Raw genomic sequence first — 18,251 nt, 5'->3', positions numbered from 1 at the left:
CCCGCCCGTCGCGTCGCCGCTCCACGTCATCGATTATCGCCCGACGCGGCCACCAGTTACCAGCGGCGACCGCCGGGTGCGCCACAACCGGCGCAGCCACCACGAGGGTGGGTCGCTTCACTTAACTAACTAGGTTTACTCTCTGGGTGACGACACCGGCAGACAGGGGCAGGCATGGACCTAACGTGGTCGAGGACCGATCAGCAATTCCGCGACGAGGTGCGGACCTTCCTGGCCGACAAGCTCACGCCCGAGCTGCGGCAGGCCGGTCGGCTCATGACGAGCGTGTACGCCGACCATGACGCCAGCATGGCGTGGCAACGGATCCTGCACGAGCGCGGGTGGGCCGCGCCGGCGTGGCCCGTGGAGTACGGCGGCTGCGACTGGAGCCTCACCCAGCACTACATCTTCAGCCGGGAGTCCACGTTGGCCGGGGCGCCATCACTGTCCCCCATGGGCATCCGGATGGTCGCCCACGCGATCATCAAGTTCGGCACGCCGGCCCAGCAGGACTACTTCCTGCCGCGCATCCTGACCGGTGAGGTGTTCTTCTGTCAGGGCTACTCCGAACCCGAGGCCGGATCCGACCTGGCCGCACTGTCGATGGCAGCCGTCGCCGACGGCGACGACCTGGTGTGTACCGGCAGCAAGATCTGGACCACGCACGCCCGCGAGGCGAACTGGATGTTCGCGCTCGTCCGCACCACCAAAGGCGCCAAGAAGCAGCAGGGCATCACGTTCGTGCTGATCGACATGACGTCCCCCGGTATCGAGATCAGGCCGCTGGTCATGACCTCGGGCGAAGAAGTACAGAACCAGGTGTTCTTCGACGAAGTCCGGGTACCGAAGGCCAACGTGATCGGTGCGATCGACGACGGATGGACCGTCGCGAAATACCTGCTCGAGTTCGAACGCGGTGGCGGCGCCTCGGCACCCGCGCTGCAGGTGCTCGCCGAGGAGATCTCGACCGTGGCAGCCGAACAACCAGGGCCCGGCGGCGGACGTCTCATCGACGATCCCGGCTTCGGCCGAAAGCTCGCCGACGCCAGGATCCGCACCGACGTGCTCGAAATCCTCGAGTACCAGGTGCTGGCCGCGGTCGCCGAAGGCCGCAACCCGGGCACCGCATCGTCGATGCTCAAGGTGCTGGGCACCGAGCTCAGCCAAGCACTGACCGAGCTCGCGATGGAGGCGGCCGGGCCACGAGGGCGGGCCTACCAGCCACACGCGACCCGGCCGGGCGGCCCGATCGCGGACTACCAGCCGCCGGCCGACGGATACCTGAGCGGTGAACCCTGGCAGGCGGTGGCGCCGCTGCGCTACTTCAACGACAGGGCCGGCTCGATCTATGCGGGCAGCAACGAGATTCAACGGAACATCCTCGCCAAAGCGGCGCTCGGACTCTGACGGGAAGCGGTAGATGGACTTCAACCTGACCAAGGAACAGGAACTGCTGCGCGACGGGCTGGGCAAGTTCCTGTCGAGCCGGTACACCCTGGAATCGAGCCGGGCAGCAGCCAAGACGGGCATCGGCTGGCAACCGGAGATCTGGCGGGCCTTCGCCGAGGAGCTCGGGATTCTCGGCGCGACACTGCCCGAGGACGCCGGCGGCACCGGCGGTGGCCCGGTCGAGACGATGGTGATCGCCGAGGCGTTGGGTCATGCTCTCGTGGTCGAACCGTTCGTCGACACCGTGGTCGTGGCCGGCGGACTGCTCCACCGCGCGGGCGCACGGAATCTGCTCGAACAGGTCGTCGCGGGTGCGGCCGTCGTCGCGCTCGCCGCCACCGAAGCCACGTCGGGCGAAAACTGGCGCGACGTGGCCACCACCGCACGCCGCGACGGTGACCAGTGGGTGCTCAACGGAGCGAAGGTCATGGTGCTCAACGCTCCGCTGGCGACGCATTTGCTGATCACCGCACGTACGTCCGGTGATCGCGCCGACGCCGACGGCATTTCGCTGTTCGTGATCCAGACCGACCAGGTGGCAAGCGGTTTCGCCGCCCATGGGTACCGCACCGTCGATGACCGCCGAGCCGCCGACCTGGACTTCACCGATCTGCGCCTGCCCGCCGACGCCCTCCTCGGGGCCGAAGGGCAGGCGTGGGCGTCGCTCGAGCGCGCCCGCGACGAAGGCGCTGCCGCGGTGTGCGCCGAAGCCGTCGGGGGCATGCGCAAGGTGCTCGCCGACACGGTCGAATACTGCAAACAACGCCAGCAGTTCGGCCAGCCGATCGGGCGCTTCCAAGCCCTGCAGCACCGCATGGTCGACATGCACATGGAAGTCGAACAGGCCGCCGCTGCGGTCTATCTCGCAGTGCTCAACCTCGAATCGGCCCCCGCGATCCGGGCCAAGGCGGTGTCCGCGGCCAAGGCAACAATCGGGCGGGCCGCCCGCTTCGTCGGTCAGAACGCCGTGCAGTTGCACGGCGGCATGGGCATGACCGAGGAACTCGCGATCGGCCACTACTTCAAGCGACTCACCGCTGTGCAATACGAATTCGGCACGACCGACAGCCACGTCAGCCGCTACGCCGAGTTGACCCGCCCGTAGGCTGGGGCGGTGAGCTCTCGCGGATGGCTGTTGTTCGCCGCGATGAGCGTCATCTGGGGCATCCCGTACCTGTTGATCAAAGTGGCGGTCGAAGGTGTCTCGGTTCCGGTGCTCGTGCTGGCCAGGACTGCCGTGGGTGCCGCAGTGTTGTTGCCCCTGGCGATGTCTCGTGCCGCCTGGGCGCCCGTGCTGCGGCATTGGAAACCGGTGCTGGCATTCGCGTTCTTCGAGATCGTCGCCGCGTGGCTGCTGTTGTCGGACGCAGAACGTCATCTGACGAGTTCGATGACCGGACTGCTCATCGCGGCCTCTCCGATCATCGCCGCGGTGCTCGACCGGCTCACCGGCGGGGAGCGACTGGGCGCCAAGCGAATCGCCGGTCTCGCGGTCGGCCTGTCCGGCGTGGCGGTGCTCGCCGGGCCCGGCCTGACCGGCGGCCACACCTGGCCGATCATCGAAGTCCTGCTGGTCGCGACGTGCTACGCGATCGCTCCCCTGATCGCCGGACGCTACCTCGGTGAGGTGCCGACCCTGCCGCTGACCGCCGCGTGCCTGACCATCGCCGCGGTGGTCTACACCGCGCCCGCGGCCCTCACCTGGCCTGACGAGATGCCGTCACGTCGCGTGCTGATGGCGCTCGCGGGGCTCGCGGTGCTGTGCACCGCGCTGGCGTTCATCCTGTTCTTCGCGCTGATCCGTGAGGTCGGCCCGGCGCGGGCGCTGGTGTTCACCTACGTCAATCCCGCGGTGGCGTTGGCGGCCGGCGTGATCGTGCTCGGCGAGCCGCTGACCGCCTGGAACGTCGCGGGCCTCGCGCTCATCCTGACCGGCTCGGTCCTGGCCACCCGCAAGCCACCAGAACCGGAAACGGAAGCCGAGGTCGAAGCTATGGCCGGCCCGCGCTGAGGAGTTCTTCGACCGAGACGAACTTGACCCGGGGCCGCTCCAGCTGCCTGCCCTGCCGTCGTTCGGCGGCGTCGATCGCACGCCACGCTGACCAGTCGACGGGGTCGGCGCCTCGCGCCTCCAGGACCGCGTCGAGCGATTCCCGGTCACCGATGTCGCGGCTCAGCCGTCCGGCATCGAAATCTGCCCACAGCTGGGAGACGGTCTGCTGGGCACACAGCCGGTTGGTGCCGATCACGCCTCGCGGTCCGCGTTTGATCCAGCCGGTCACATAGACACCTGCCATGTCGACCACTTTTCCGGCAGCGTTGGGAACCGTGCCGGTGACGTCGTCGTAAGGCAATCCCCCTACCGGCAGGCCTCGGTACCCGATCGACCGCAGGATCAGCGATGTCTCGATCACCTCGGTGCCGTTCCGGGCAGTGCGGACCTGCAGCCCCTCGGCATGCGTGTCACCGATCACCGAGACCGGAGATACTCCGAACCGGAAGACGATCCGCTTGTTCCCCGGCGTGGGCGTGCGCTGTGCATACTCCCGGGCGACATCGAGTTTGAACGACGTTTCGACATCGTCGTCGTCGTTGGCTGGCACGTCAGCGGCGTCGACGATCACATCGACACCAGCGAGGTGCCCCAGGGCCAGAAACTCGCCGACCGAGAACGCCGCGTCCCGGAGCCCGCGCCGCCCGATTATCACCACTTCCTCGATGGCGCTGTGCGACAACGCATCCAGAGTGTGTGCGGCGACATCGGTGACGGCAAGGGCAGCGTGTCCCGAAAGCAGAACGCGCGCCACGTCAAGCGCGACGTTGCCGTTGCCGACGATCACCGCCCGGCGACCCGACAGATCGAAGACGTGGCCGGCGTGGTCAGGATGGCCGTTGTACCAGCCCACGAAATCGGCGGCGGCGTGATTGCCTGCCAGGCCTTCACCGGGTATTCCCAACGTTCTGCTTGTCGCGGCCCCAACGGCGTAGATGACCGCGTGATGGTGGTTCAGCAGATCTTCGTGGCTCAGCGCGTCGCCGACCTCGACGTTGAAGTGGCACGCGACCCGGGGATTGGCGAACACCCGGTCGAAGATGTCGACGACGGACTTGGTGTGCTGATGGTCAGGTGCCACCCCGGCGCGGATCAAACCGAACGGCGTCGGCAACCGCTCGAACACGTCGACCTCGACGCCGTCCACGTCGATCAACTCGGCTGCGGCATAGCACGCCGCTGGGCCCGAGCCGACGATCGCCACCCGCAACGAGCCGGGTTCGACGCCCGCACGCGCGGCAGGCACGACAGACGTGTCGGGCTGCAACGGATGCCGGTCGAAGTACACGGCATTGAGTTCTTTGAACCGGTGCAGTTCGGGCGGCAGATCCTCTTCGTACTGAATCGCGCCCACCGGGCATTCCTCGAAGCAGGCCCCACAGTCGATGCACGAGTTCGGGTCGATGTAGAGCATCTCGGTCGTGGCGGACCCGGCCATCGCAGTGTCCGGGTGCTCTGCCGGCCGGATGCAGTCAACCGGACAGACCGGGATGCAACTGGCGTCCTTGCAGCAGTTCTGCGTGATCACGTAGGCCACTACGGGGCTCCTTTCGACAGCCGCGAGCATACTGGACACATGTCCGATTTACCTCACCACAACTATGGCGTGGTCCGCACATACCAATGAGACCTACCGTTATGGCCAGCTAAAGACCGTAACTGTCATGATGTTTCACGCAGCCATTGTCATTCCTGCCACACCGCTCTACCCTGGACACATGTCCAACGATGCGTTGGCTACGGTGACACATCTGCATGACGCGCACGGTCGGCGCACCGAAGCGCTCCGGCGCGTGTTCGGCGCCGCCGCACAGCTGATCGACGAATCGGATCCGGCGGGTGTCTCGGTGCCGACGCTCGCGGCGCGGGCCAGGATGGCACCCGCGGCGCTTGCCGCACAGTTCCCCACGATCGAGGTGGTGTTCGCCGAGCTCTACCTGTACCGGGTTGCGGCGCTGGCCCTTGACATCGACCCTGCCGCCCGCGCCGCCGACCGGGTGTGCGAACAGCTCAGCGCGATCACGCTTCTGCTCGCCGACGAACCACGGTTGGCATGTGCGTGCACCCGCGCGTTGGTGAGCACGGACGACGATGCCGTGGCCGATGTCAGATCGCGGATCTCCGTCGAAGTGCGGCGCCGCATCTCGACCGCGCTGGGCACCGGCGCGTGGCCGGAGGTCGTGGCAACGCTCGAGTCGGTGTTCTGGGGTGCGCTGCTGCAAGCGCAGTCAGGCGCCATGACCTATCGCCAGATGGCCCGCCAGCTCGAGACCATGGTCGCGGTGATCCTGCCCGACATCTGACGTCGGCCGCCGACGCGGTATGGAACAGTCGTCACCGTGCCCGAGGATTCCACCGTCTCCGCGAAATCGATTGACAGCGACCGCGTGCGGTTGCGCAAGGCGCGCGACGGCGACGCGGCGGGCATCATCGAGACCCAGATCGATGAGCGGATCCGGCGCCATCTCGGCGGCCCGCGCTCCGAACCCGAGGTACGCGCGTTGGTCGAATCTGTCGGCGCGGCTGCGCTGCTGGCCGCGCCCGGCCACTTCGTCGTCGCTGACAAACACACCGACGAGATGCTCGGGACAGTCCTGTTGGACCGCCGCGGACTGGACGTGCCTGGCCACGTCGAGGCCGCGGGCAACGAGTTGGAGCTGACGTACGTGTTCCGGCACTCGGCATGGGGCCACGGCTACGCCACCGAAGCGGCCCGGGCCCTCCTGGTCGCCGCCGCTGCCGAGCTCCCGGAGCAACCGGTGCTGGTGATCACCCAATCCGCCAACGGGCCGTCGCTGAACCTGGCGCACCGCTTGGGATTCGAGGTCGTGACGACCTTCGAGCAGTTCGGCGCCGAGCAGAGCCTGGCAGTCGCACGGTTGCACTCGTTCCGTTGCCCACCGCGCTGATCACCGGTCCGAGCGCACCTGCGCCGCGACCCACCCACCGTAGGAGGTGATGTCACGTGCGTCGGCGGGCGCCACGTGGTCACAGCCGAATCCCGTGATCCACGTGCCGTCCTCGAGTTCGACCTTGCCGAGTGTCATCGGCGCGGGCAGTTGGTCGAGAAACTCTCCGAGTGCGGCTCGCGAGAGCACCCACCGCTCCCCCAGGATCGTCGCGCCGTCGTCGGCGACCCGCACCAGGCCGGGTTTGGGCGGGGCGGTGTCGAGCGCGTACAGCCGATAGCGCGGCGCCGTCTTGAGCTCCCCTGCCCAGCGCGCGCCTCGGCCGGTCAGTTGATGGTCCAACGGCTGCCCCCGCAGGTGCGCACCGAACACCGCGAGCTCGACCGGGGCACACGATGGCTCGATCCACGACGCGCCGGGAGGCGCCGAGGCGAACCGCGCGGCCAAGTCGGCCAGCACCCCGTCGTGGAATGCCGGGGCCAGCAGCGTGACACCGAACTGGGCGCCGTCGGCGACCGTGCCCGCCGGGATGGCGATGGCGCACATGTCGAACAGATTGCAGAAGTTCGTATAGCGGCCCATCCGGGTGTTGACCGCCACGGGATCAGCCGCGACCTCGGCGAGGGTAGGGTGCCCGGGCGCGGTCGGCACCAGCAGCGCGGCGCATCCGGCGAGTACCTCGTCGGCGGCGCGGCGTAGCTCGTCGACTCTGCGGCGGTCGCGCAACAGATCGGCCGCCGAGTGCGTGCCCGCAGCGGTGACGATCGCCGCCACGGTCGGGTCCAGACCAGCATCCGTCCCGGCTTCGGACACGAATTCGCCTACGGCATCCCACCGTTCGGCAACGAGCGCACCGTTGTACAACAGGTCGGCCGCGGCGAAGAAGGTCTCCATCTCGACGGTGACGATCTCGAACCCGACCTCACGTGCGCGGCCGACCGCAGCGTCGAACGCGTCGCGCCACGCCGCGTCCAGTTCGGGTAGTCGGTCGGGTATCGCGACCCGGGGCACCGGCGGCGCGGCCAGCGGCGCATCCGACGGCCAACCCCGCTGGGGTGCGCCTGCGCTCATCACCGCCATGGCGGCCTGCGCGGTGTGCAGGTCGGCGGCGAAGACCGTCACGCAGTCGTAGCTCGCGCACGCAGGCACCACCCCGGCGGTGGAGACCACGCCGACCGTCGGCTTGATCCCGACGACACCTTGCAGCCCGGCGGGCACCCGGCCCGATCCGGCGGTGTCCGTTCCGATCGCGATGTCGGCGAACCCGAGCGCCACGGCCACCGCCGACCCCGAACTCGATCCACCCGAGATGTGATCGGGCCGACGGGAATCCCGCACCGCACCGTAGGGACTGCGGGTACCGACCAGGCCCGTCGCGAACTGGTCCAGATTGGTCTTCCCGATGACGACGGCACCGGCGGCCTTGAGAGCGGCGACCGCCGGTGCGTCGGCATCGGGAAGGTAACTGAAGCCCGGGCACGCCGCGGTGGTCGGCAGCCCCGCCACGTCGACGTTGTCCTTGACCGCGAGCACCAGACCCACCAGCGGACCGGTGGCGCGCTGGCAGTCACGCTCGACGTCGTCCTGCGCACGCAGATGGATGAACACCTCGGTGCGACCGCTGTCCGCGATGGCGCGGTAAATCTCGGAAACTCTGGTCATGACCGATGATTCGCTCGCAAGCTCGCTCATGCCGTCTCCTTCGTCGCGAATTCTCCGGCGGCGGCCCACCGCGCGCGCTCCTCGGCCCGTGCGATCTCCATGGCCGTACGCGTCGCGACGATGTCGTCGGCGTTGGCAGCCAGGAACTCTTCGTGTTCGGCGAGCGAGAACTCGCCGTCGGTGATGTCGACGTGCCCGCGACCCGCCGCCATGTCGGCGCGAAGGTCACCCAACTCCTCCGCCGACACCGGGTACCACTGAATCCGGTCGAAAAACCTCAGCAACCACGGATGTTCGGGATCGAAGCCGGGCGCGGCCAGTGGATGACGGTGATTCCAGATCTGCGTGGTACGCCCGACGAACTGATAGCCGCCCGGGCCTTCCATACCGTAGATGCAGAGGTACGCCCCGCCGATGCCAACGGCGTTCTCCGGCGTCCACGTGCGGGCCGGGTTGTACTTGGTGGTGACAAGCCGGTGGCGCGGGTCCAGCGGTGTGGCCACCGGGGCGCCGAGATACACGTCTCCCAGACCGAGCACCAAATACTCGGCGTCGTAGACGATCCGGTGTACGTCGTCGGTCGAGTCGAGTCCGTTCATCCGCCGGATGAACTCGATGTTCCACGGGCACCAGGGGGCGTCGGCCCGCACGCCGTGCATGTACCGCTCGATCGCCTCGCGGGTCGCGGGGTCGTCCCAGCTCAACGGCAGCCGCACGGTCCGACTCGGCACCACCAGCTCCTGAGCCGGCGGTAACGCGGCCTCCGTCTCCGTCAGGAGTCCCACGAGTGCGGGCAGCCCCAGCCGATCCGGATCGACCTTGACCTGTAGCGATCGCACACCCGGCGTCAGATCGATCAGGCCGGCGGGCCGGTCCTCGTCGAGCGCATGGTGCAACGCGTGCACACGCGCCCGCAACGCCAGGTCAAGACGCATCTCGCCGTATTCGACGAGTACGTTGTCGTCGCCGATGCGGCGGTAGGTGACACCGGTGGCGCCGTCGGAAGACGTTGTCGTGGCGATGATTCCGTCATCGGCATCCCCACCTGCGGAGAACACCGCGGGCAGGAACGCTCGCCGGGCCCGGCCCACGGTTGCCGGAGACGGCGCCTCGGCAACGCGGACCGGGACGAATCGTACGGTTGCCCCGGGGGCGAGTTGGCCGAGCTTCCACCGGTCGGCGGCGGTCACGGTGAGCGGACATACGAAGCCGCCCAGGCTGGGGCCGTCGGGGCCCAGCAGGATGGGCGTGTCACCGGTGAAGTCGAGCGAGCCCACCGAGTACGCGTTGTCGTGAATGTTCGACGGGTGCAGCCCGGCCTCACCCCCGTCGGGCCGTGCCCACTGCGGTTTCGGCCCGATCAGGCGCACACCGGTCCGGTCGGAGTTGAAGTGCACCTCGTAGTCGTGGGTGAGCAGCGTGTCGATGTCGGCGCGCGTGAAGAACTCCGGTGCCGAGTGCGGGCCGACCGTCACCGCGATGTACCAGTGCCTGCCGATCGCGGGTTGCTCGTCGAACAGGATGCGCCTGCGTCTGCCCGCCGCGGCGCCGCCGGTTTCGAGCTTGTCGCCCACCGCCAGCACGCGGCCCTCGTGTCCTCCGAACCGGCCGAGCGTGAAAGTCGCTGCGCTGCCGAGATATTCCTCGGCCGACAGCCCGCCGGCGAACGCGATGTAGGTTCGCAGGCCTGGGCCGTCGACCATGCCGACGTCCAGCACCGCTCCGGCCGCGACAAGCACGGGTTCCCACTGCGGAACCCTGGCACCGTCGACGGTGACGCGCGCGGGCGCACCGGTGACACACACCCAGGTATCGGTGTCGAGCCGCAACGCGGGTCCACCCATGGTGGCCTCCAGTGCCGGCGCGCCTTCGGGATTGCCCACCGCAACGTTGGCCAATCGGAACGACACGTCGTCCATCGGCCCCGAAGGGGGCACTCCGATCTGCCAGTAGCCGATCCGGCCGGGCCAGTCCTGGACCGTGGTGGACATACCGGGCCGCAGCACCTCGACGCCGCGCGCGCGGGCAGCGCATGACATGCCCGTCATGACCGGGTCACGACCATCCGCACTGCCGTCGGGTCGAATCCGTTGCAGGGGTTGTTGATCTGGGGGCAGTTCGACACCAGCACCAACGTGTCGACCTCGGCGCGCAGCGACAGTTTCTTGCCGGGAGCGGACAGCCCGTCGACGATACCGAGCGATCCGTCGGCGTCGACCGGCACATTCATGAAGAAGTTGATGTTGCTGACGATGTCGGCTTTGGTCAGGCCCCATCGCGCGCCTTCACCGATGAAGTTCTCCACACACGCGTGCTGGTGTTTGGTGTGGTGGCCGTAGCGCAGGGTGTTCGATTCCTGTGAACAGGCTCCGCCCAGGGTGTCGTGATTGCCGACCTCGTCCTCGACGATCGTCAGCATGGGTGCACCGTCGCTGTCCCTCAGCACGGTTCCGGTGGTCAGGAAGATGTTGCCCTGCGCAGCGATCGTAGCCGGAGCGCTGTAGCGCACGGTGTGGTCGTCGGCACCGTAGAACAAGGTGTCGACGGCCTGATTGCCGTGCAGGTCGATGATGGTCAGGAAATCGCCTGCCCGCACGACCTTCGACCACGGTGCCCGGGCCGGCACGATCTCGTCAACGATGGTCTCGGTCATCGGGCACTCCAGACGTCTTCGGAATTGGCATACGCACGTTGGTATTCGGGCTCCCGATCGGCGAGTTGTGCACCGATGGCAGCGAGGTCGTCAGGCGCCGTCCAGGCCAGCACCTGTAAGGCACCCACGTCGAACGTCGGTGCGGGGTCGAGCGGGTGCGCGGTGTTCGCGATCGCCACGATCAGGGGCAGGTGCGTGACGAGGTCGACCGACGTGTCGGGTCCGGCGGACCCGACCGACTCCAGCGCGCCATCGTCCGCGACCCGCACGCCGTGGAAGAAGGACAGGCTCGGCGCCACGTCGCGGCGGGTCAGGCCGTTCTTGAGCGCTGCCAGAGCCAGCAGTTCGCGTCCTGCGGGACTGGGCGATTCCGCCGATCCCGCACCGTATTTGGTCGTGTTTCCGGTCAGCGTGGTGGTTCCGCAGAGCGCGTCGTGCCTGCCCGACGTGTCGGCGACCACGGTCGCCAGCACACGGCCCTGATCACTGAGCAGCGGGTGACCCGACGAAAGATAGGCCTGCCACGGCACTTTCACGGTGTCGGCGACATTGAGCCGTTCCCAGGGTGCGTCAGCACGCCACACGAGCACATGTGCACACGCGCTGCCGTCCAGGTCACGCAGTCTCAACCGGGTGCCCCGCCCCAGTACCTTGGTGGTGTAGCGGCCCCCGGGAACCGTTTCCGCCCAGGTGAGCCGCTCGGCGGCGACACCTTCCGGCGGTGTCGGCCAGTTCGACGCCGGGACAACGGGCATCGAGTCCGTGATGGCGCCTGCCTGCGCGCGGGCATGGTCGCGCGCGCCTGCGGTGGTTGCGGTGGTCATGCTCAAGCTCCGATCGTGACGGGTTTGGGATGGGTCTTGCCGCGCGGGAAGCACAGCGCGCCGAGGAGCACCGCGACGGCGATGCTGAGCGGGCCTGCCCACTGCAGGATCGGCAGGTCTCCGGTCGGGTTGAAGATCTCGGCGCGGGGCCAGCCCAGGTTGACGATCATCAGCGCGCCGTAGGCCACCGCGAGCACGTTGACCACGACCCCGAACCGCCCCAGGGAGAACAGCGGAAGTCCCTCGGCATCAACCTGATTGACCTGCGTCGGCCAACCCTTGAGCCTGCGGTACAGCAGCGGTGCGGTGACCAGCAGGTAGGCCAGATAGATCAGGATGATGCAGACACTGGCCAGCGTCGCGAAGATGGCCGAGTTCCCGACGTTGACCACCAGTACCGCGATGCACAGCACGCCGATGAGCACCGACGGCCAGATCGGGGTGCCGGTACGGCCGTTGACCCGGGACAACAGCGCGGACGCCGGGAGGCGGTTGTCGCGGGCCATGGAGAACATCAGCCGCGACGCCGCCGTCTGAATGGCCAACGTGCAGATCATGATTGCGATGCAGACGTCGACCAGCAACACGGTGCCCCACGGCGACGAGAGCACGGTGTCGAGCACATAGGGCAGGCCTTCGGCGGCCAGCCGTCCGTCGGTCAGACTTGGCGCGGCCATCAACGCGCCGAGGATCATCAGGCCACCCCCGAGGGCCGACACCGACAACGCCAGCCGGATCGTGCGTGGCGCCACCCGCCGCGGGTTACGGGTCTCCTCTGCGAGTTCGCCTGCCGAGCCGAAGCCCACCATCACGTAGGCCGCCATCAGGCCTGACACGATCCAGGCCCAGACATAGCCGGGCTGCTGACCGGGCAGGCCGGTGTCGAAAACCACCTGCGGGCCGCGCTGGGCGTGCGTGAAGAAGACCCCGATGACCGCCACGACTCCGACGATCTCGCAGATCACGCCCGCGCTGTTGACCCGCGACATCCATTTGACACCAAGGCAGTTGATGGTCGTGGTGAGCACGAGCAGTACCGTGCCGAGCAGCACCGCGTTGGTCGCGCCACTCGGCGAGGTCAGGGCGGGGTCATCGCCGACGATCTGAAATCCCGCCCAGATGGACGGCAGCACGACCTGCAGCGCAATGGCGGCGGCCGATGCGGTCACGATCTGGGCGAGGATCATGAACCAACCGCCGAACCATCCCACCACCTCGCCGCCCATACGCCGAGACCACTGATAGATCGCCCCGGAGATCGGGTAGCGCGCAGCCAATTCGGCGAAACACAGCGCCACGAAGAACTGACCGAGGAACACCGCAGGCCACGTCCAGAAGAAGGCCGGGCCGCCGAAACCGAATCCGAGGCCGAACAACTGGAAGATCGTCGTCAGGATCGACACGAACGAGAAGCCCGCGGCGAACGACTCGAAGCGTCCGAGGCGCCGGTGCAATTGCTGGTCGTACCCGAACTCTGCCAGGTCGCTGTGGTCGCCGGAGTGGTCGGCCACATCTGGTCCCGGCGCTGTTGCGCTACTGGTCATAAGGGTTTTCTCCGGACTCGTGGCGTGGACGCCGGCTCGATAACTATCGAGTGACAGATAAGCGGTTGGCCATGTCCGGGGCGTCACCCGCGTGTTTCGTTCAGGTAGCCGTCGGTAAGCATTCGGTTGCCGAATACTCACACGCCTGGTACCTGCCAGAATCGGCATCATGCCCGAAGGCCCGCTGGACCTTGCCCGCACCCGCATCGCTTCCGCGGACTCAGCGACAGCACTGGCCGCCGCTTCGCGTGACGCGCACGACGCGGTGCGCGAGGTGGTCGAAGCCCGCGCGGGGGCCGCGACCGTCGCCAGCGCGTGGTCCGCGCTTGTCCGCGCCGCACTGACAACCGCAGCCCGGCTGACGGGCGCAGGCCGGCCTGCAGGCGCGTGGTACGCGTCGGGCAGCGTCGGCCGCGGTGACGCATTGCCGGGGTCGGATCTGGAGACGCTCTTCGTGCGGAACCCCGACATTCCGCTCGACACCGCGTTGCGCCAGGCGGACGCAGTGCACGAGTTGCTCGCCGAATGCGGTTTCGTGGGCGACCCCAACGGGGCGGTCGCCACGCGTGCGCAGTTCAGCCGCACCGAGCGGGAATGGGCCGCGAGCATCGGCCGGTGGGCCGCCGATCCGGACACTGACCGCGGCGTGGTGATGATGGGTCTGCTGGCCGACGCCGATCCGGTCACCGCAGGCCCGGACCTCCGGGACCAGGTCGGCATCGCGGCACGGGCGCACCCGGGGGCGCTGTCGGCGATGCTGCAGGACGCGACGTTCCCGCGCGCACATGTGCCGTCGCGGCTGCGTGCCCTGACGTCCGGCGACGGCGGGGTCGACCTCAAGTACGCAACCGTCGATCCGGTCGTGCGGATCGCCCGGTGGGCAGCACTGAGTTGCGGGTCCGAAGCACTGACCACCACCGCGCGGATCAGTGACGCGGCGGGGTCGCGCTACCTCGACAGTGAGGACGCGCGAACCCTCGCCAAGTGTCACAGCATCGCGTCCAGCATCCGCTGGCGCGTGCGGTCCGCCCGCTGGGACGGTGCCCCCGACGACCGCGTCGACCTGTCCACCCTGCCTCCCCAGGACCGCACCGCGTTGCGCAGCATCGGGCGCGAAATCAGTGGACTGCGGCGCAAACTCGACTACCTCGCGTCCACGTCGACGTTTTCCACGTGGTGAGCTTCGACGGGTTCGGACTCACTCGTCGCCAGCGGCACGCGTTGACCCAGACCGTGGCGGCCGAACAGCTCGAAGGCTGGCGGCCGACCTCGGAGCACCTCGTGGGTCTGGTCGGATTGCTCACGGGGGCTGTGACTTTCGGCGAATACCTGGCCCCGCATCTGCCCGAACGACAGCGCGCACCGAGGCGCCCCTTCGCCCGCCGCAGGCCGTATCTCCTGCCGGGAACGACCGTACTCCGCAACCAGTTCGGGGTTTCGGACGGCGGAGCCCTGGCCCGGCTGGAATTCGTCGCCACGGCAGGGCGGATCTTGCAGGTGCACTCACGGTGCGGTGCATGGGATCTCGATGTGCGACGACTGCACCAACACGTGTTCGGCGACGTGTATGCGTGGGCCGGTGAACCAAGGATCGTCGAATTGCGCCGCGGCCCGAGCGTGTTCGGTTCGTGCGCGCGAATCCCGCGGGCGCTGCAGTCACTGGCCGCGGAAGTCGAGGCTCTTGCCACCGAGGGCGTATCCCTCGACCACGGTGAGCTGACCTACCGATTGGCCCGAATCTACGCCGATTACAACCACATTCACCCGTTCCGCGAGGGCAACGGGCGCACCGGAACGCTATTGCTGCACCTCGTGGCCGCACGCGCAGGGCGTCGACTGCATCTCGACCGCGTGACGCGTGACAATTGGATCTCGGCATCCCGCGATTCCATGCCCTTCCGCCGCGACGGGCAGGCCGATCCGCGACCGTTTGTCGCAGTGCTGCGCGGCTGCCTGAGCGACGCGACGCGGTGCACTACGGATTCGGAGCCGTGAGGTAACGCTGCACGGTCGGCCCCATCCACTCGATGAGATCGGCAACACCGACCGACGCGATCGGTTCGATCTTGAGTTGATAGCGCGCGAAGGCGAGGCCCAGCAGGTGCACCGTCACCAATTCGACACGCAGCACGGCGTTGTCGACACCGAACTCGGCGGCGACCCGCTGCGCAACGGGTCCGGCCAGGGTGTCATGGAGCAGCTTGCGCGCCAACGGCTGCATGCTCGCTGACCGCCAGACCGTCAGCAGCGGATCGAACATGGCGCCCTCGTCCCACCGTTCGACGAAATGCCGGATGAGGCGGGCACCGATGTCTTCGGTCCCCTCGTCCAGCAGCAGTGCCAACTGGTGCAGCGGATGCTCGGGAATGTCGATCACCGACGCGGTGAACAGTCCCTCCTTGTTGCCGAAGAAGTAGTACACCATCGCGACGTCGACGCCGGCGTCGGCCGCGATGCGGCGCACCGTGGCCTGCTCGTAGCCGTCACGCATGAAGTGCTCACGCGCCGCATCGATGATGCGTTGCCTGCTCTGCTGGCCCGTCCGCCAGCGCCCGCTCCGACGCGTCTCCGACATGGCCGAAAGTTTAGTTCAACAAGCGTTGACCTATCGCCCGAACCCGGCGTACCGTCAAAGTTCAACAACCGTTGAAGAAGGAGGTTCGACATGGCACAGCGACGACTCTGGTGGCGGCACACGATCTCGGTGCTGATCGCCCCGGCAACGATGACGGTGTTCATTCCGGCCGTGATCATCGCGGTGACCGGCGCCAAAGCCCCCGATCTGGGCACCAGCTCGGGTCTACTGCTCGCGATCGCGGGTGCTGCGCTGATCGCTTTCGGGCTGTGGTTCCTGGTGTGGACGGTGATCCTGTTCGACCGCATCGGCAAGGGCGCCCTGGCGATCGGATCCCCGGTCAATTTGGTCGTGCAAGGTCCGTACCGGCACGTCCGCAATCCGATGATGACCGCGGTGTTCTGCATTCAACTCGGTACCGCGGTCGCTACCGCATCACCGTGGCTGTTCGGCTGGTTCGCCCTGTTCTGCACACTCACCGCGATCGCGATCCCGACGTTGGAGGAACCCCACCTGCGCAGGCGGTTCGGCGCCCAGTACGACGTCTTCCGGCAAAACGTTCCACGGTGGATTCCTCGTCCGACGGCATGGATCCCCGAGCACGCCGGGCCCGATTCAGCAGCCGCACAAGGTAAATCGCGATGACCACCGAGGTGCTGGTCGTCGGCGCCGGACCAACCGGACTCACCATGGCCGTCGAGGTCGCCCGCCGCGGCGTCGCGGTCCGCGTCATCGACGCCGCGGCCGCACCGACGACCGAGACCCGCGCGCTCGGCGTGCAGCCCCGAACGCTCGAACTCTTCGAGAGGCTGGACCTTGCGGAAGCGGCCGTGGCCGGTGGGGTCGCGGTCAGCGAGTTCAACGTCTTCAGTGAGGGAAAGCGGTTCCTGCACCTCGACATCCACGACCTCGCGACGCCGCACCCGTATCTGCTCATGCTGCGGCAACCGGACGTAGAGGCACTGCTGGCGGCCCGGCTGGCCGACCTCGGCGTCACGGTGGAACGCGGTGTCGAACTGTCCATGCTCACCCAGTCACCCCGCGACGTCCGGGTGAGCCTGCGGCATCCGAGCGGCCGCATCGAACATGCGGACGCCGAGTGGGTCGTCGGCTGCGACGGCGCGCACAGCACCGTGCGACATCAGCTCGGCGTGCCGTTCGTCGGCGCGGCGTTCGAGGAGAACTTCGCCGTTGCAGACGTCCGCATGGACTGGGCGTTGCCGTACGACGTGTTCTACTCGTTCCTCAACCGCGGCCGCTTCGTCGCGTACTTCCCCATGCCCGGCGATCTGCACCGCCTCACCATCGCGTACCGCCCGGGCCAATCCCCCAGCGGCGACGTTACGTTCGACGAACTGCAGTCAGCTGTGGACCGGTGTGCACCGGCCGGTGCACGTGTCACCGACATCACCCACGCCGCCCGATTTCGCATCAATCAGCGCAAAGTCGCCCGCCATTCCGTCGCGCGCGTATTTCTCGCGGGCGACGCCGCGCACGTGCACTCCGTGGTCGGCGGACAAGGTATGAACACCGGCATCCAGGATGCGTTCAACCTCGGCTGGAAGCTGGCCGCCGTGGCACACGGGCACGCCGAGCCCGCGTTGCTGGACAGCTACGCGGCCGAACGTTCCCCGGTGGCGCACCGGCTGGTCAAAGGAACCCGCCGGGCTACGCGGATGACCCTGTTGGGCAACCCGATTGCGGCTGCTGGCCGTCGTCACATCGCCCCGCACATCACCGCGTCCGCGCCCGTCCAGCGGAACCTGAAGCGTGCCTTGACCCAGCTCGATGTCTCATATCGCGACGGAACCGGCGGGACCACCGACACCCGGCCGGCGGTCGGTGACCGCTTTCCGCGGGTCGACGTGCTGCACCCGGCCAAGTACACGCTGCTGCATTCCGGCCCGGAACCGGTCGGGCTGCGCGCCGCGATCAGGCCGTACGCGGAGCTGATCGAGGTCACCCACGATCCCAACCTCAGCGGCCCAGGGCTCACGCTCGTCCGCCCTGACGGCTACCTCGCACTGCTCGACGGTGACATCCGCGAGCTCCGCGACCATCTCCACACAACCCTCGGAACACCTTCCGCAGGAGAGCAAATCGCATGAAGGGCGGCGGTCACTTCCCCGCCGCTTTTCCATTCCCAGCTCGCCCCCGCCGTCAGCGTTCCGGGTTCGAGCTCGGTCCGGCCGGCATCGCGCACGTGCACGGTCTGGGCGAGGATCTCGTCGGGCTTTCCACCGATGACGATCACCGGGTGATGGTGATCGATTCCGTACAGCTTGAGCGCGGCGTGGACGGCATGCGCGGCCGCCTTGCCGCGGGACATCTTGGTGTTGGCGTTGATCCTGATGACGAGTCGCTTCTCCAGGTGCTCGGCGTCCTCGGTATTGGCGTCCATCCGCAAAGTGTGCCCCACGCCTCGACGGGGCCGCCCCGGGGTTATCCCCAGGCAGGCGCCGTGTTCCCAGCTCGTTCCCAGGCAGATTCAGTAGCCATCGAACGTGAGCCAGATTACAGTATATGACTGATGTATCAGTTGTATGCCATCTGTTCAGGTCTCGGAGCAGGCCCGTCACCAG

17 protein-coding genes are annotated in these 18,251 nt (G+C 67.8%); 10 read left to right on the top strand and 7 right to left on the bottom strand.

Features of this window, described 5'->3' with window-relative positions; genetic code table 11:
• The first annotated feature begins 174 nt into the window (after window positions 1-174).
• Genes G6N67_RS25300 through G6N67_RS25290 form a run of 3 tightly spaced genes read left to right on the top strand, consistent with a single transcriptional unit; the run spans window position 175 to window position 3,460 of the window.
• Window positions 175-1,407 (top strand): acyl-CoA dehydrogenase family protein, encoded by a 1,233-nt coding sequence (locus tag G6N67_RS25300; RefSeq protein WP_036427922.1) that lies wholly within the window; start codon window positions 175-177, stop codon window positions 1,405-1,407.
• Between the two features lie 13 nt (window positions 1,408-1,420).
• The gene (locus tag G6N67_RS25295; RefSeq protein WP_036427923.1) at window positions 1,421-2,554 is read left to right on the top strand and encodes an acyl-CoA dehydrogenase family protein; all 1,134 of its coding nucleotides are present in this window, start codon (window positions 1,421-1,423) and stop codon (window positions 2,552-2,554) included.
• Window positions 2,555-2,563: 9 nt separating this feature from the next.
• Window positions 2,564-3,460 (top strand): DMT family transporter, encoded by an 897-nt coding sequence (locus G6N67_RS25290; RefSeq protein ID WP_036427925.1) that lies wholly within the window; start codon window positions 2,564-2,566, stop codon window positions 3,458-3,460.
• Here the strand turns inward: G6N67_RS25290 and G6N67_RS25285 are convergent.
• Window positions 3,441-5,039 (bottom strand): FAD-dependent oxidoreductase, encoded by a 1,599-nt coding sequence (locus G6N67_RS25285; protein ID WP_036427926.1) that lies wholly within the window; start codon window positions 5,037-5,039, stop codon window positions 3,441-3,443. The genes G6N67_RS25290 and G6N67_RS25285 overlap by 20 nt on opposite strands.
• 181 nt (window positions 5,040-5,220) lie before the next feature.
• On the opposite strand from G6N67_RS25285, the gene G6N67_RS25280 reads away from it, so the two are divergent.
• Window positions 5,221-5,805: a TetR family transcriptional regulator gene (locus G6N67_RS25280; RefSeq protein WP_036427928.1), complete on the top strand. Its 585-nt coding sequence runs from the start codon at window positions 5,221-5,223 to the stop codon at window positions 5,803-5,805.
• 36 nt (window positions 5,806-5,841) lie between these two features.
• Window positions 5,842-6,411 carry a GNAT family N-acetyltransferase gene (locus G6N67_RS25275; RefSeq protein WP_036427930.1) on the top strand — a complete coding sequence of 190 codons (570 nt, stop codon included), beginning with the start codon at window positions 5,842-5,844 and terminating at the stop codon, window positions 6,409-6,411.
• Here the strand turns inward: G6N67_RS25275 and atzF are convergent, their stop codons facing one another.
• The 5 genes from atzF to G6N67_RS25250 are packed head-to-tail and all read right to left on the bottom strand — an operon-like array spanning window position 6,412 to window position 13,094.
• Entirely contained in the window at window positions 6,412-8,073 is a 1,662-nt protein-coding gene (gene atzF, locus G6N67_RS25270; protein WP_036427932.1) for an allophanate hydrolase, read from the bottom strand. It lies immediately after the preceding gene.
• Between the two features lie 26 nt (window positions 8,074-8,099).
• Entirely contained in the window at window positions 8,100-10,121 is a 2,022-nt protein-coding gene (locus tag G6N67_RS25265; protein WP_081812378.1) for a 5-oxoprolinase/urea amidolyase family protein, read from the bottom strand.
• Window positions 10,118-10,726 (bottom strand): urea amidolyase associated protein UAAP2, encoded by a 609-nt coding sequence (locus G6N67_RS25260; RefSeq protein ID WP_036427933.1) that lies wholly within the window; start codon window positions 10,724-10,726, stop codon window positions 10,118-10,120. The genes G6N67_RS25265 and G6N67_RS25260 overlap by 4 nt, the downstream gene beginning before the upstream one ends.
• Window positions 10,723-11,550 (bottom strand): urea amidolyase associated protein UAAP1, encoded by an 828-nt coding sequence (locus G6N67_RS25255; RefSeq protein WP_036427935.1) that lies wholly within the window; start codon window positions 11,548-11,550, stop codon window positions 10,723-10,725. The genes G6N67_RS25260 and G6N67_RS25255 overlap by 4 nt, the downstream gene beginning before the upstream one ends.
• A 2-nt stretch (window positions 11,551-11,552) precedes the next feature.
• On the bottom strand, window positions 11,553-13,094 hold the full coding sequence (locus G6N67_RS25250) for an amino acid permease (RefSeq protein WP_036427937.1): 1,542 nt from the start codon (window positions 13,092-13,094) through the stop codon (window positions 11,553-11,555).
• 169 nt (window positions 13,095-13,263) lie between these two features.
• Between G6N67_RS25250 and G6N67_RS25245 the strand changes: the two genes are divergently transcribed.
• Both G6N67_RS25245 and G6N67_RS25240 read left to right on the top strand, forming a co-directional pair.
• A complete protein-coding gene (locus G6N67_RS25245; protein ID WP_036427940.1) occupies window positions 13,264-14,274 on the top strand; it encodes a putative nucleotidyltransferase substrate binding domain-containing protein in 1,011 nt (336 codons plus the stop codon).
• A complete protein-coding gene (locus G6N67_RS25240) occupies window positions 14,268-15,089 on the top strand; it encodes a Fic/DOC family protein (protein ID WP_230022611.1) in 822 nt (273 codons plus the stop codon). The genes G6N67_RS25245 and G6N67_RS25240 overlap by 7 nt, the downstream gene beginning before the upstream one ends.
• Here G6N67_RS25240 and G6N67_RS25235 read toward each other — a convergent pair.
• Complete coding sequence (locus G6N67_RS25235) at window positions 15,070-15,669, bottom strand: TetR/AcrR family transcriptional regulator (protein ID WP_036427942.1); 600 nt, start codon at window positions 15,667-15,669, stop codon at window positions 15,070-15,072. The two genes, G6N67_RS25240 and G6N67_RS25235, sit on opposite strands and share 20 nt — an antisense overlap.
• 90 nt (window positions 15,670-15,759) lie before the next feature.
• Between G6N67_RS25235 and G6N67_RS25230 the strand changes: the two genes are divergently transcribed.
• The 3 genes from G6N67_RS25230 to G6N67_RS38940 are packed head-to-tail and all read left to right on the top strand — an operon-like array spanning window position 15,760 to window position 18,196.
• Window positions 15,760-16,314 (top strand): methyltransferase family protein, encoded by a 555-nt coding sequence (locus G6N67_RS25230; protein WP_036427945.1) that lies wholly within the window; start codon window positions 15,760-15,762, stop codon window positions 16,312-16,314.
• Window positions 16,311-17,777, top strand: coding sequence for an FAD-dependent monooxygenase (locus G6N67_RS25225; protein ID WP_051578399.1), 1,467 nt, complete (start codon window positions 16,311-16,313; stop codon window positions 17,775-17,777). The genes G6N67_RS25230 and G6N67_RS25225 overlap by 4 nt, the downstream gene beginning before the upstream one ends.
• Entirely contained in the window at window positions 17,774-18,196 is a 423-nt protein-coding gene (locus tag G6N67_RS38940; RefSeq protein ID WP_179976748.1) for a hypothetical protein, read from the top strand. The genes G6N67_RS25225 and G6N67_RS38940 overlap by 4 nt, the downstream gene beginning before the upstream one ends.
• The last annotated feature ends 55 nt before the right edge of the window (window positions 18,197-18,251 follow it).

Source organism: Mycolicibacterium mageritense (genome assembly GCF_010727475.1).
Classification (GTDB): domain Bacteria; phylum Actinomycetota; class Actinomycetes; order Mycobacteriales; family Mycobacteriaceae; genus Mycobacterium; species Mycobacterium mageritense.
Note: the sequence above shows the minus strand (reverse complement) of the source record. Positions and strands in the feature narration are given on the sequence as shown.

Excerpts from the sequence above, each read along its gene's own strand:
- G6N67_RS38940 (WP_179976748.1), top strand. The coding sequence starts at position 17,774 with ATGAAGGGCGGCGGTCACTTCCCCGCCGCTTTTCCATTCCCAGCTCGC.
- G6N67_RS25250 (WP_036427937.1), bottom strand. The coding sequence starts at position 13,094 with ATGACCAGTAGCGCAACAGCGCCGGGACCAGATGTGGCCGACCACTCC.
- G6N67_RS25235 (WP_036427942.1), bottom strand. The coding sequence starts at position 15,669 with ATGTCGGAGACGCGTCGGAGCGGGCGCTGGCGGACGGGCCAGCAGAGC.
- G6N67_RS25225 (WP_051578399.1), top strand. The coding sequence starts at position 16,311 with ATGACCACCGAGGTGCTGGTCGTCGGCGCCGGACCAACCGGACTCACC.
- G6N67_RS25245 (WP_036427940.1), top strand. The coding sequence starts at position 13,264 with ATGCCCGAAGGCCCGCTGGACCTTGCCCGCACCCGCATCGCTTCCGCG.
- G6N67_RS25265 (WP_081812378.1), bottom strand. The coding sequence starts at position 10,121 with ATGACGGGCATGTCATGCGCTGCCCGCGCGCGCGGCGTCGAGGTGCTG.
- G6N67_RS25295 (WP_036427923.1), top strand. The coding sequence starts at position 1,421 with ATGGACTTCAACCTGACCAAGGAACAGGAACTGCTGCGCGACGGGCTG.
- G6N67_RS25230 (WP_036427945.1), top strand. The coding sequence starts at position 15,760 with ATGGCACAGCGACGACTCTGGTGGCGGCACACGATCTCGGTGCTGATC.
- atzF (WP_036427932.1), bottom strand. The coding sequence starts at position 8,073 with ATGACCAGAGTTTCCGAGATTTACCGCGCCATCGCGGACAGCGGTCGC.
- G6N67_RS25300 (WP_036427922.1), top strand. The coding sequence starts at position 175 with ATGGACCTAACGTGGTCGAGGACCGATCAGCAATTCCGCGACGAGGTG.
- G6N67_RS25260 (WP_036427933.1), bottom strand. The coding sequence starts at position 10,726 with ATGACCGAGACCATCGTTGACGAGATCGTGCCGGCCCGGGCACCGTGG.
- G6N67_RS25280 (WP_036427928.1), top strand. The coding sequence starts at position 5,221 with ATGTCCAACGATGCGTTGGCTACGGTGACACATCTGCATGACGCGCAC.
- G6N67_RS25255 (WP_036427935.1), bottom strand. The coding sequence starts at position 11,550 with ATGACCACCGCAACCACCGCAGGCGCGCGCGACCATGCCCGCGCGCAG.